A 12,746-nucleotide genomic window follows, 5' to 3' on the forward strand; every position below is an offset into this window, starting at 1 on the left:
CATTAACGCGCTCCTGTCAGCCGGCGGGCGAGTTCCGGTCCGATCTGATTAAGTGGCAGCACAAGGTCTGCGAGGCCCGCTTCAGCCACGGCACCGGGCATCCCCCAGACAACGCTGGAGGCCTGATCCTGCACAATTACGCCCCCGCCTGCCCCGCGCACATGACGCGAGCCATTGCGCCCGTCAGAGCCCATGCCGGTCAGGACAAGCGCCAGCAGGTTCTTGCCCGCCACGCGCGCGCAGCTTTCAAACAGCGGATCAACGGACGGGCGGCAGAAATTGATGGGCGGGTTCTGGTCGAGCCGCGCCCGGAACTGGCCCGGCGCGCCTTCAATGGTCAGGTGGTAGTCGCCCGGCGCTACATAGACATGGCCGGCTTTGAGTGTTTCCCCGTCACTGGCTTCGTGAGCGGGCAATCCCTCGCGGGAGAGGTGCTCGGCCAGAATGGCGGTGAAAACCTTGGGCATGTGCTGGGCGATCACCACCGGCATGCGGATGGATGAGGGGATATTCTGTATCACCTGACGCAGGGCCTGCGGTCCGCCCGTGGACGAACCGATGGCCAGAAGATCGATGCGCGATGGCAGATCACGCCCCGATGCCAGCCCCGCACCCGTGCTGGCCGGGATTTTTACGCTGGCAGCGGCGGCCGTGGCAGCCGGGCCCGCGGCACGCTGCGCCGCATAGCGCGGGGCCAGCGCGGCCAGCTTGTCGAGCAGTTCACGGCGATAGCTTTCCGCCCCGCCCATGCGGCTGGTATCGGGCTTGGGCGCGAAGTCGGCCGCGCCAAGGGAGAGCGCCTGCAGCGTCACTTGCGCACCCTTCTGGGTGAGCGTCGAGGCCATGATGACCCGCGCCTTGGGCGCCGCTTTGAGGATTTGCGGCAGGGCAGTCAGCCCGTCCATGCGCGGCATCTCGATGTCGAGCACGACCAGATCGGGCTGCAATTCGCCGGCACGCTTTACGCCTTGCTCGCCATCTGTACAGGTCGCCGCCAGCGCCAGGCGCGGATCAGCCTCGACCCAGCGGGCAACAAGCCCGCGCACGACGGCGGAATCGTCCACCACCATTACGCGCGGCAGAGCGCCAGGGCTGGCTCCGGGGGGAAGGTTAGCGGCTGTGTTCATCACTATGACCGGCTTACACCAGCCCGGCTTCGGCGAATTTCGAGCCGATAATGTCGCCATCAAACGGCTTCATCACGTACTCGTCCGCGCCTGCCCGAAGGGCCTGGGTGATGTGCGACATATCATTCTCGGTCGTGCAGAACACGACGACCGGCCGTTTGCCGTTCTCCTCGGCGCGCAGCGTGACCAGGAAATCGAGCCCGTTCATCACCGGCATGTTCCAGTCGAGCAGTATCGCGTCCGGCATGGACTTGCGGCACTGGTCGAGCGCCACTTTCCCGTCCGGGGCTTCTTCGCACGCGAAGCCCAAGTCTTCCACAATCCTGCGGGCCACCTTGCGGATGACCCTGCTGTCATCAACTACCAGACAGGTTTTCATTGCCCATTTTGCCTTTTCAACCCTCAGGCCGCCATCGCCACGTCGGCGGCGATCAGCCTGTCAACATCCAGAATGGCCAGAAGCTCGGTTTCCAGCCGGTGTACGCCCGACAGGAGCGCCCGCCAGCGCGGATCGAGATGCGCTGGCACCGGCTCGAACGTATCCTGTCCGAGACGCAGCACCTCGCCGACCTCGTCAACCAGAACACCGAAGAGTTCCGCGCCCCGCTCCAGCCCCAGCGACATGCAAGGCGCATCGGCCTCACGCGCGGGCAGTCCAAGGCGGATACGCGCGTCAATCACCGTCACGATGCGGCCGCGCAGATTGAGAAGACCGGCAATCTGCGGCCGGGCCAGCGGTACCGAAGTGATCGCCTGCGGGGCAAAGACCTCGCGGATTTCCTTTACCGGCGCGCCGCAGAGCTGACCGGCGATACGCACCGTCACATATTCCTGACTGGTCTGATAATCGAGTGTCATGATCGCTTCTCCTAGCCCCTAAGCCGCGCGTGTTTCGCCGGAGCGCGCCGCCCGGTCGAGGGCGGCAATCAGCCCGCCCCTGTCTGCTGGCCGCATGACGGCCACCAGGCCTTCGCCATAGCCCCCATGCGCACGGTCACTGACGCCAAGGCGCGGCACATCGGCCCAGTGGCCTTCGCCAGCCAGCGTGTCGAGCGCGGCCGGATCACCCACCAGGGCGGCGTATTGCGCGCCCATCTGGGCAGCATCGCGTGCCTCGTGCAGACCACCCACCACCGTCACATCATAACCGGCAGCCGCCAGCAGCGGTGCCATCATGCGGCGGGCGAACGCATCGGGCTCGACCAGCAGGATCGAATGACGGCCGGAACGCGCCGGGCGCTGCGGCGAGCCGGACCAGGCCCGCTCCATGTGCCAGGCAATGTCGAGCACTTCGGTCGCCCGGCCCTTGATGATGGCCGAGCCGATAACGCCGGGGCGCTCGGAGCCCATCTGCAGGTCGAGCGTCTCTTCCACCACGTCGAGAATCTCATCGACAGCCACACCGGCCGAACGGCCTTCCTCGGAGAAGACCAGGACCGCCTGGCGGCCGTCGCGCCGGAACTCGTCCACGCCCGAAGCATGGGCAAGCGGCAGAAGGCGTCCACGGTACTGCACGACATGGCGCGCATCGACGACTTCAATCGTGGATCCGTCAAATTCCTCAAGACGCGTGATGAGGCTGACGGGGACGGCTTTCACATCATCCTCGCCCGCACGCACCAGAAGCAGGCGCTGGCGGGAGGGATCGGCAGAGCTCGCCGCCAGCTCTTCAGCGGCCGGCGTTTCCTCGGTGGCATGCGCCAGTTGCTGGGAGAGGCCGTTGGGATCAAGGATGATGATCACCGAGCCATCACCCAGCAGGGTGGCGCCGGAATAGACCTGGATGCCGCGCAGCTGGGCCGAGAGCGGCTTGACCACGATCTCCTCGGTATCGAGCACATCATCGACGACCACGCCGAGCTTGCGCCCCGCCGCCTCGATCACCACCACATAGCCATGGCTGGCATCGCTGGAGGCGTCCGGCAGGCCAAGCACCGTATTCAGGCTGACCACCGGCAGGAGGCGGTTGCGCAGGCGTATCATGCGCGCGCCATGAAGCGATTCAATCGAGTGGGCAGAGCCTTCACCCGCCCGCACCAGCTCGCGTACGGCCAGTTGCGGCAGCGCAAAGCGCGCGTCGCCCGCTTTCACGATCAGCGCCGAAACGATGGCGAGGGTCAGCGGAATCTTGATGGCAAAGCTGGTGCCCTTGCCGACCTCGGAGGTGAGATCGATGGAGCCGCCAATCTGCTCGATATTGGTGCGCACCACGTCCATGCCGACGCCGCGGCCGGACAGGTTCGTCACCTTGGCGGCGGTCGAGAAACCGGCCGCGAAGATGAAGCGCTGGACTTGCGGCTCGCTCATGGAGCTGAGCTCTTCGGCCGTGGCGAGGCCCTTTTCGAGTGCCTTGGCGCGGATTTTCTCCGGGTCGAGACCGGCGCCATCATCGGTGATCTTGATGATGATCGCCCCGCCTTCATGGTAGGCAGACAGGCGGATCGTGCCTTGCGCGGGCTTGCCCTTGGCGGTGCGCACATCGGGCATCTCGATGCCGTGATCGGCAGAGTTGCGCACCATGTGGGTGAGCGGATCCTTGATCAGCTCCAGCACCTGGCGGTCAAGCTCGGTCTCCTCGCCTTCCATGATGAGGCGGATTTTCTTGCCGAGATCCTGCTGGGTATCGCGCACGATGCGCGGCAGCTTGCGCCAGGCATCGCCAACAGGTTGCATGCGCGTCTTCATCACCCCGTCCTGCAGCTCGCCCGTCACGGATGACAGGCGTTGCAGCGGGCCTTTCAGCGCAGAATCTTCGTTTTCGCGGACGATCTGGTGCAGCTGGTTACGGGCCAGCACCAGCTCGGACACCGTCGTCATCAGCGTTTCGAGCACATCCACATTCACCCGGATCGTGGACTGGGCCCGCACGCCTTCAGACTTTGGGCCATCGGTGTCGGCCGGGGGTGTCTGCGCGGCAGGCTTGCCGGCCGCCATGGCGGCTACCGGCACAGGCGCTTCATCGTCGTCCTCAGCCTCGGCCTCGGTCTCGGCCTCCGCCTCATCCTCAGCGGCAGCGCCGGCCAGCTCCGGACCTTCGGTCGCCATGAAGGCCGCTTCCAGATCGGCCAGCGACACTTCGCCCGGACGCAGAGGACGGCCCAGATCGGCGTCGAACGCCTCGCCGCCTTCGGCAACAACTTCAATGACGGGTTCAGGCTCAGGTTCGGGTTCGGGCTCCGGCGCGGCCTCTACAGTCTCGCCCATTGCCAGCGCTTCCAGCTTGGCAATCAGCTCGCTGTCATCGCCCTCAGGCTCGCTGCCTGTCTCTTCCAGGCCGCCCAGCACCAGCTTGATGCGGTCAAGCGATTGCAGGACCAGCGTCACTGCGGCGCTATCGGCGACAAGCGTGCCGTCGCGGAACTTGCCCAGCAGGGTTTCGCCCGCATGGGCCACTGCCTCAAGGCGCGACAGGCCAAGAAAGCCGCACGTGCCCTTGATGGTGTGCAGAAGGCGGAAAATATTGTCGAGCGTCGCCCGGTCCGTCGGATCGGATTCGAACTTCACCAGCTCGACATCTATCGTATCAAGGCTCTCTGCCGTTTCGGCCAGAAACTCGCCAATCAGCTCATCCATCGTGAACCCGTCCCCTATCTGCCCGCCACATGGCGGACTCGCGCGCACGGCGCGCAACTGTGATCAGGTACGAAACTCACACGTCCAGGGTTAACGTATCGTTTGACGAACGGACCGTTTGTCAAAAATCACGGTCAGGCCGCGGCGGCCTTCGCCTGCGGAGCGAGAAGGGCGATGTATTCAACGCGCTCTTCTTCTGCCTGCGCCTCGACGCGGCCGCCATGCTCGCGGGCCACCAGTCCGGCATAGTATGGCTGGATGGAGCGGCCATCATAGCCGTCCTCGCCCGCCCGGCCGGCCAGTGCCTCGACATAGGCCGGGTCAATGCGTGCGCGCGGTCCGGCAGCAACGATACGCAGACGGCTGTCACCGGCCTCGCTGGCTGTTGCCTCCACCGTCACCGTCCCGCCCCGCGGCACATTGTCCACCGCCAGCCAGATAAGGTTCAGCAGCACACGCGCCGCCGGCTTGTCGAGACCGGCCGCCTGCACCTTCCACACCAGCTCCGGCTTGGCAGGGGCAAACATGGCCTCCGCCAGACGCTTCAGCTCGCCCGTATCGATGCTGCCGGGGCGTGAGCCCCCTGCCCCGAAGGCCAGGCGCACATATTCCAGCTTGGCATGGGCCTGATTGGCGCCGGTGCGGATCAGCTCGATCGCATCGTCGCGCATGTCGGCGGCGTTTTCATCGTCCAGCACGGACAGGGCCGCGCCGAGCGCCGATACCGGGCTGACAAGATCATGGCAGAGCCGGGCGCACAAAAGCGCGGCAAGCTCGGTGGCGGAGGGTGTGTGTTGCGTGCTCATGGCGCCAAGCATTATCCGATTCTCGATCGCGAAAGGGTTAACGCGTGTGCCCTCCAGGCGATCACTCCGCACTGGCGTTTCCTGCCCGCACGACTGCCGTAACTCTGACTGTGCTCCTCGCCGATTGAAAGTACACCATTATGGTGCTAATTTATGGACAAAAGAAAACCGAGCTACGATCTTGAGGCCATTCGTTCAGCTGCGGGAACGCACATGACGTTCACTAGCACGGCGGTGGCAGGCGCAGCGATGATGGGTATGACCCGGGCCGATATGGTGAGCGTGATCCGGTCGCTGACACGCGACGAGTTCTTCAAGTCGGTGACAACCTTTCACGATCACCGGGTCTGGATGGACGTCTACCACACACGCGCGGATGGCTATGACATCTACATCAAGTTCGTGCAGGACACGGTGACAGAGTTCACCTGCACATCGTTCAAGGAGCGCTGATATGGGCGGCACTGCATCAACCAGGCTTCATCCCGAGACCGGCGCCGTTCTGACGCGCGGAACACGCACCGTCACACTGACATACAAATCACAGACCGAGACCGTCGAGATGCCAGGCTGGTACCCGGCCGACGATACCGGTGCCGCGAACGGCCTGCACGATCCGCGCGACATGCTGGTGTCCGACCGTGCCATCAACCGGATGAAGGCGCGCGAAGCGGGCGTGATGATGCCTGATGATGTGCGCAAGGTCCGCAAGAAGCTGGGCCTGACCCAGCGTGAAGCGGGACGTATAATCGGCGGCGGCCCGAACGCCTTTCAGAAATACGAGGCCGGGGACGTCGTGCTGAGCAAGCCTGCTGATACAGCCCTGCGCCTGCTAGCCAACAATCCGGCACGCCTTTCCGAACTCACCAGCTGAGCGGCTAAGGCTCGCGGTCATCCTCATCATAGCCGCGCCGCGAGGAGAAGAAGACAAGCGCCATCAGCCCTGCCCCGACCACGAAGGTCAGCACCGCGCCGATGATGAGCGCGGCCCAGCCATGGGCACCGACTGCATTATCCATACTGGTCCATAGCCGCGCCGACAGCGCAATCGCCCCGATGAGCATCGCGCCCAGAACGGCCGCCAGAAGCCAGGTTTTCATGAATGTCCTTCCTGTGCGCTGCACCGGGATGCATAACATGCATTATGGTTAAGGGAGACATTAACCTTGCCTGCGGCACACATGCCCCCTTGGCAAGTCGATTCGTCCTTGTCACTGTGTGTGCCGCTCCGGCACGGTCCGGGAAAGATGACAGCATGTCACGGGGGGTGATGTTGGCCTGCATCTTGCCTTGCTGGACTGGCGGCTGATGACCAACCGCGCGGGAAGAGGGAAATAATACGCATGTCCGGTTTTGACGTCCGCCTCGCTGACGCCCACCGCTCTCGTGCGCTGGTTTTCTTTGCCACACTGACCATGGCGCTGCTGCTTGTAGCCGCCATACTGGTCAGCCGGACCATGGCAGGCACGTCAGCCTCGGCCGCGGCGCCGGAAACCGGCGGACTTGATCCGGCAGGTGCCGCCCTGATGGCTGAGGCGGCTGAAGCCGCCCCCTCGCTCGACGACATGGTGATGGCCGAGCACGCTGCCTTCACCAACTGCATTGACTGCCCCGTGCTGATGGCCACCGAAGTAACGGTGCGTTCCGGCCAGACCTTTGCCAGCGTGCTGGCCGAGGCCGGCGCCAGCCGCATTGATGCGGCCCGCGCCATTGCTGCGCTGGATCCCATCTACCCCGCCCGCTCACTGCGCGCAGGCCAGTCGCTCAACCTCTTCTTCGAGCGCGATCCCTTGCAGCGCGTCTCGGCGGACGAAGAAAGCGGCCTTACCCTGACCGGCATTTCCTTCCGTCCCGACCAGGAGCGCACCCTGACCGTCGCGCGCACCGCCGACGGCCAGTACCGCACCCGCGAAGCCGTCATGACCGTCGAGCGTGAGATCGTGCGCGCACGCGGCGAGATTTCCTCCAGCCTGTACGCCGCCGCGCTGAATGCCGGCGCGACCGACCGCATCGTCACCGACATGGCGCTGGTGCTGGGCCACGCGGTGGACTTCCGCACCATCCGCTATGGCGACACGTTCGACATCGTGTTCGAGCGCTACACGAACCGGGCAGGCGAGGTGATCCGCACCGGCCGCATTCTCTACATGACGTTTGAAGGCCGTGGCCGTCCGCTGGAGTATTTCCGCTACGAAGCCCCGGACGGCGATATTGGCTATTACACTGGCGAAGGTGAGAGCGCGGCGCGCCTGCTGATGAAAATGCCGATCAATGGCGCGCGCATCTCCAGCCAGTTCGGCATGCGCTTCCACCCGATCCGCCGCACCAACCGGCCCCATAACGGCACAGACTTCGCCGCCCCGACCGGCACGCCGATCTACGCCGCCGGTAGTGGCACGGTGGAACGCGCCGACTGGTTCGGCTCATTCGGCAACTATATCCGCATCCGCCACGCCAATGGCTATCAGACCGCCTACGCGCACCTGAACGGGTTTGCCCGCGGCATCCGCGCCGGCACGCGCGTCACGCAAGGCCAGACCATCGGCTATGTCGGCACGACCGGCGCTTCCACCGGTCCGCACCTGCACTATGAGGTTCACCTCAATGGCCGCCCGCTCAACCCGATGAGCCTGGACCTGCCGACGGGCCGCCGTCTGGAAGCGGGTGAGCTGGGCATTTTCAACGCCGAGCGTGACCGGATCATCGCCCTGCGCGATCAGGCTCCGGCAGCGCGTGAGGAAGAGCCCCAGCCCGTTCTGGTTGCCGAGCGCAGCGAGGAACGCCGCGTCAGCGCCGGTTCAGGAGCCAGCGCACGGCCGTAACGGTACGGCCCGCGCCTACTTCGTGGCCGCCATCAGATAGTTCACGCCAGCATCAGTGCTGATGAAGAAGCTGTCCTTGAGCGGGTTATAGCTGACGCCCACGGGCGTTTCGGGCGCAAGGCCCGCAGTTTTCAGCGCGGCCTCCACCTCTTCGGGCTTTACCAGCTTTCCGAAGCGGTGCGTGCCGCGCGGCAGCCAGCCCAGCACATATTCCGCGCCGAAAATCGCCGTCACGAAGGCGCGGCTGGTGCGGTTGATCGTGCCGACAATCATTATCCCGCCGGGCTTTACCAGCGCCGCGCAATCGGCAAGGAACTGCGCCGGATCGGCGACATGCTCGACCACTTCAAGATTGAGCACGACGTCAAACCGCCCCGGCCCTTCGGCCTCCAGCAACTGCTCCGCCGTGCCGTGGCGGTAGTCGATTTCCAGCCCCGCCTCGCGGGCATGCACCAGCGCGGTCTTGATATTGGGCTCGGCGGCATCCACCCCCGTCACACGTCCGCCCAGACGCGCCATCGGTTCAGACACCAGCCCGCCCCCGCAGCCAATATCAAGCAGCTCAAGACCCGCCAGCGGCTCGCGGCCCTCACGGGCGAAATGGGCGCTCAGGCGCTCGCGTATCCAGGTGAGGCGCGCCGGGTTGAATTTGTGCAGCGGCGCAAACTTGGATTTGGGATCCCACCACTCGGCAGCCATGCGTGAGAACTTCTCCACCTCCGCCGGATCGATGGAGGGGCTGGAGAGGGTTTCAGGCGAGCTTGACTGGGCCATGGGAGGGGTTCCTGAGACGGGGAAGATCACGCCGCCAATATACGCTGGCACGCGCGCGCGTTAAGGGCTGTGAGTGAGGTAAAATGCCGCCGCCTGAAATGCGGGTGGGGGCAGAGCCCTCGTCCTTCGAGACGCTCGCTGCGCTCGCCCTCAGGATGAGGGCTTTGGCTATGCTTTCCCCCTCATCCCTCGGCCACGTAGTGCTCGAAGCACGAGGGAAAAGCATAGCTGCAGGCATGGATCCGCCGCAGGTTCCGCTATTCCGGCTATTACAGGAAAAACCTACCGGCCCGCGCCTGCGCCAGCGCCGCTCACCGGCGTGCCTTCGGCACGCGCTGCCCGCCAGTTGCGCACGAAATTGTCCATGGGCAGCGATTCCAGTATCTGCCCGGAATTGCCCAGCACGCCGATGTCCTGCGCGCCCGAACGCACGCGCACAGCGCCCGCATCGGTGGCAGAGACTTCCAGCCCGGCCTCGTCCGGCGCACGCCAGGAGGCACCGGCCTCCATCTCGCGCGCGAACAGCACACGGCCAGAGCCATCACGCACTTCCAGCGTCACCGGCGAGATGGCGGTAAAGACCAGCGCTTCGGGCGCATGGGCGGTCGGCAGACCGGCCCATATCTGGGCCGGGTCCGGCGCGCGGCTGGATTCCACCACGGGGCGCGGCGTGGCCAGCAGCGTGGCGGCATCAGGCGCTTCGGCAAACGCGCCGGTGCGGGTGATGTGGACGCCATACCAGCTCGTCGCGGCCAGCACGCTGCCCAGAATGATAACGGCGCCGATAACGCCCTTGGGCAGTTTGAATTCGCGTTTTTTCCTCGGAGCGGTCGGCTGGGCGCGGCCCGTATCGCACTCCACCTCCAGCTTGAACTGCTCCACCATTTCGGTGACGTTCAGCTCAAGGAAGCCGGCATAGGCACGCAGATAGCCGATCGTGTAGGCGCGCGAGGGCAGGCCGCGCGGGTCCATCGCTTCGAGGGCTTCGAGATAATCGCGCTTGATGCGGGTGCGCGCAGCGGCGGAATCCAGCGTCCAGCCATGTTTCAACCGCGCCTGACGCAAGATGTCACCGATGCTCGCGGGGCCACAAGGTGCCACCGGGGCATTGGCGAAAACAGCATCCATGGGCACGTACTGACTTCCTGCTACCTGACCGGCCAGCTTTTGCATCACACTTTTAACCGCGTGGAAGCGGCTTCCCCTCACCACCAGCGCCGAGTCGTATCACTTCCCTGTGACTTTTTGATCGCAACGCAAGTGGATTAAATCAAAATGCAGCACGGTTATCAACAAGTCGTGAAGAAATTCCGGCTTCTTGCGCAGCGGCGATCAGCTTTTCTCTCAAGGATTTATCCGTGCCGGGACGCGTTGCGCCCATTTCGCTTGCAAGCCAGGTGCCAAGACGGCCCGCATCGCACTCCGCCAGGGCCGCCTTTACCGGGCCGATACTGGCCGCCGACATGGATAATCGCCGGTAACCAAGACCGGCCAGAACACAGGCCTCCAGCGGCTTTCCGGCCATTTCGCCGCATACAGAAACCGGCTTGCCGGCCGCATCACACGCCTCGCGCACCGATTGAAGCAGGGCGAGCGGCGCCGGGTTCAGCACATCATAGCGCTGGGCCACTTGCGGGTTTTGCCGGTCAGCCGCGAAGAAATACTGCATCAGGTCATTCGCGCCCACGGCGGCAAAGTCGCACAAGGCCAGATAGGGCTCCGGGGCAAACGCTACCGCCGGCGTCTCGATCATCAGCCCTGTTTCGACGCGCTCCGGCACGCCGTGGCCATGGCGCCGGGCCAGCTCCAGCTCGGTGTAGAGAAGATCGCGCGCGCGCGACAGCTCGCCAATATCGGCCACCATGGGAAAGAGGACTTTCAGCCCCTGCCCTGCGCTGGCCCTGACAAGGGCGCGCAGCTGGTATCGGGTGAGCGCAGGCCGGTCGAGACCCATGCGCAGCGCCCGCCATCCCAGCGCCGGATTGGGCTCGCGCAGCTCCGGGATGAAGCGCGTCACCTTGTCGCCGCCAAGATCAAGCGTGCGGAACACGACCGGCCTGCCGCCCGCCGCTTTCAGGACCGCCCTGTACATCTCGATCTGGGCGGAGACGCGCGGCAGGGTATGGGAGATCATGAACTGGAATTCGGTGCGGAACAGGCCGACGCCCGCCGCGCCCGTTTCTGCCAGACGCGGCATCTCGATCAGCAGACCGGCATTCATCGACAATTCCATCGCCACGCCAGTGGCGGTCACGGCCGGCTCGTCGCGGCGTGCGGCGTAGGCCTGGTTCGCCCGGGAGAGGCCCTCCATGCGCTCGGCATAGGCGGTCAGAACCTCGTCGCCGGGACGCACATGCAGGATACCGAACTCGCCATCAATGATCAGCGTGTCGCCGTCTTCCACCCGGTCCAGCGCGCCTTCCACCTGCCCCACCATGGGTATGCCCAGCGCCTTGGCGACAATGGCCGCATGGCTGGTGGCAGAGCCTTCTTCCGTGGCCAGCCCCGCCAGGCGCGAGCGGTCCAGCTCCATCAGCTCGGCCGGGCCTATGGAGCGGGCAACCACGATGGCATTGGGCGGCAGATCGGCCAGCGCCCGCACCGCGTCCGGCCCCGCCAGATGGCGCAGCAGCCGGTTGGCAAGGTCTTCCAGATCATGCAGGCGCTCGCGGAAATGGGCTTCGCGCGCCTTCATCAGCCGGGCGCGGTGTTCATTGCGCACCCGCTCGACCGCGGCCTCTGCGGTCAGGCCCGAGCGCACCGCCTCGCGCAGCTGGCCGGTCCAGCCCCGGTCATGGGCGAACATGCGGTAGGCATCGAGCACATCGCGCGAGGGCGTGCCGATGGGCGCACGCCCCGATTCCAGCAATTCATCGAGCCCGCGCCGCAGATCGGCAATCGCCGAATCCAGACGCGCCTCTTCGGCCTCCGCGTCCTCTGCGATCATGCGCGCGGAATTGACGTGCGGCTCGTGGACCACGGCCACGCCCATGGTGATGCCCGGCGCCAGGGCGACACCGGCATAGCGCTCCGGCCCCGATGCGCGCAGTTCAAGATCGGAGAAGGCTTCGGCGCGAACAAGCTCGCCCGACGCCACGATCTCGGCCAGCAGCATAGCGACCGTCTGCAGCGTCTCGATTTCCTCTTCGGTGCTGGGCCGCGCCGACATGGACTGGGCGGTGAGCACCCCGACCAGACGGCCGCCGCGCAAGACCGGCACACCGACAAAGCTCTTGAACGGTTCTTCGCCGGTTTCCGGCTTGTAGGCAAAGCGCGGATGGGACGGGGCGTCTTCCACCGACAGGGGCCGCGCCCTCTGGGCGACAAGACCCACCAGGCCCTCATCACGCGCCAGGCGCAGTGAGTGAACTGCTTCTGCCTTCAGGCCGTGCGTCGCCGACAATTCCAGCGCGCCGCTGGGCAGGACCAGATAGATCGAGCACACATCAGAGCCGGTTTCCTCGGCGATGATGCGCGTCAGCCGGTCAAGGCGCGCCTGCGCCTGATCCTGCTGCGCCATCAGATCGCGGATGCGCTGCAGGAGCCGGCGCGGTCCGCGCAGGCCCGTCCTGTCCAGCATGGGCTTTTCCAGCGTCATGGTTCTAGTGGTCCCGTGGCTGCGGGCGGGCAATGTCAGGTATTGC

At 65.3% G+C, this 12,746-nt stretch carries 12 protein-coding genes; 3 read left to right on the forward strand and 9 right to left on the reverse strand.

Annotated features, from left to right (window positions below):
* Nucleotides 1-2: 2 nt before the first annotated feature.
* The 5 genes from X907_RS11915 to chpT form a co-directional block, all read right to left on the reverse strand.
* Nucleotides 3-1,127 carry a protein-glutamate methylesterase/protein-glutamine glutaminase gene (locus X907_RS11915; protein WP_233352341.1) on the reverse strand — a complete coding sequence of 375 codons (1,125 nt, stop codon included), beginning with the start codon at nt 1,125-1,127 and terminating at the stop codon, nt 3-5.
* Between the two features lie 13 nt (nt 1,128-1,140).
* Nucleotides 1,141-1,506: a response regulator gene (locus tag X907_RS11920; RefSeq protein ID WP_127568289.1), complete on the reverse strand. Its 366-nt coding sequence runs from the start codon at nt 1,504-1,506 to the stop codon at nt 1,141-1,143.
* A 23-nt stretch (nt 1,507-1,529) separates the two neighbouring features.
* Complete coding sequence (locus tag X907_RS11925; protein WP_127568291.1) at nt 1,530-1,985, reverse strand: chemotaxis protein CheW; 456 nt, start codon at nt 1,983-1,985, stop codon at nt 1,530-1,532.
* An 18-nt stretch (nt 1,986-2,003) separates the two neighbouring features.
* On the reverse strand, nt 2,004-4,700 hold the full coding sequence (locus tag X907_RS11930; RefSeq protein WP_127568293.1) for a chemotaxis protein CheA: 2,697 nt from the start codon (nt 4,698-4,700) through the stop codon (nt 2,004-2,006).
* Between the two features lie 134 nt (nt 4,701-4,834).
* Nucleotides 4,835-5,506, reverse strand: a complete 672-nt coding sequence (chpT, locus tag X907_RS11935; protein ID WP_127568295.1) for a histidine phosphotransferase ChpT — start codon at nt 5,504-5,506, stop codon at nt 4,835-4,837.
* A gap of 153 nt (nt 5,507-5,659) precedes the next feature.
* On the opposite strand from chpT, the gene X907_RS11940 reads away from it, so the two are divergent.
* Both X907_RS11940 and X907_RS11945 read left to right on the forward strand, forming a co-directional pair.
* Nucleotides 5,660-5,959 carry a type II toxin-antitoxin system MqsR family toxin gene (locus X907_RS11940; RefSeq protein ID WP_127568297.1) on the forward strand — a complete coding sequence of 100 codons (300 nt, stop codon included), beginning with the start codon at nt 5,660-5,662 and terminating at the stop codon, nt 5,957-5,959.
* A 1-nt stretch (nt 5,960) separates the two neighbouring features.
* Nucleotides 5,961-6,380 (forward strand): type II toxin-antitoxin system MqsA family antitoxin, encoded by a 420-nt coding sequence (locus X907_RS11945; RefSeq protein ID WP_127568299.1) that lies wholly within the window; start codon nt 5,961-5,963, stop codon nt 6,378-6,380.
* 4 nt (nt 6,381-6,384) lie between these two features.
* Here the strand turns inward: X907_RS11945 and X907_RS11950 are convergent, their stop codons facing one another.
* A complete protein-coding gene (locus X907_RS11950; protein ID WP_127568302.1) occupies nt 6,385-6,606 on the reverse strand; it encodes a hypothetical protein in 222 nt (73 codons plus the stop codon).
* Nucleotides 6,607-6,849: 243 nt separating this feature from the next.
* Between X907_RS11950 and X907_RS11955 the strand changes: the two genes are divergently transcribed.
* Complete coding sequence (locus X907_RS11955) at nt 6,850-8,328, forward strand: M23 family metallopeptidase (RefSeq protein ID WP_127568304.1); 1,479 nt, start codon at nt 6,850-6,852, stop codon at nt 8,326-8,328.
* 15 nt (nt 8,329-8,343) lie between these two features.
* On the opposite strand, the gene ubiG is transcribed toward X907_RS11955, so the two are convergent.
* The 3 genes from ubiG to ptsP form a co-directional block, all read right to left on the reverse strand.
* Nucleotides 8,344-9,102, reverse strand: a complete 759-nt coding sequence (gene ubiG, locus X907_RS11960) for a bifunctional 2-polyprenyl-6-hydroxyphenol methylase/3-demethylubiquinol 3-O-methyltransferase UbiG (RefSeq protein WP_127568306.1) — start codon at nt 9,100-9,102, stop codon at nt 8,344-8,346.
* A 282-nt stretch (nt 9,103-9,384) separates the two neighbouring features.
* Entirely contained in the window at nt 9,385-10,230 is an 846-nt protein-coding gene (locus X907_RS11965; protein ID WP_233352344.1) for a helix-turn-helix domain-containing protein, read from the reverse strand.
* A gap of 142 nt (nt 10,231-10,372) precedes the next feature.
* Nucleotides 10,373-12,700, reverse strand: a complete 2,328-nt coding sequence (gene ptsP, locus X907_RS11970; protein ID WP_233352345.1) for a phosphoenolpyruvate--protein phosphotransferase — start codon at nt 12,698-12,700, stop codon at nt 10,373-10,375.
* Between the last annotated feature and the right edge of the window lie 46 nt (nt 12,701-12,746).

The organism is Glycocaulis alkaliphilus, from assembly GCF_004000605.1.
In the GTDB taxonomy this organism is placed as follows: domain Bacteria; phylum Pseudomonadota; class Alphaproteobacteria; order Caulobacterales; family Maricaulaceae; genus Glycocaulis; species Glycocaulis alkaliphilus.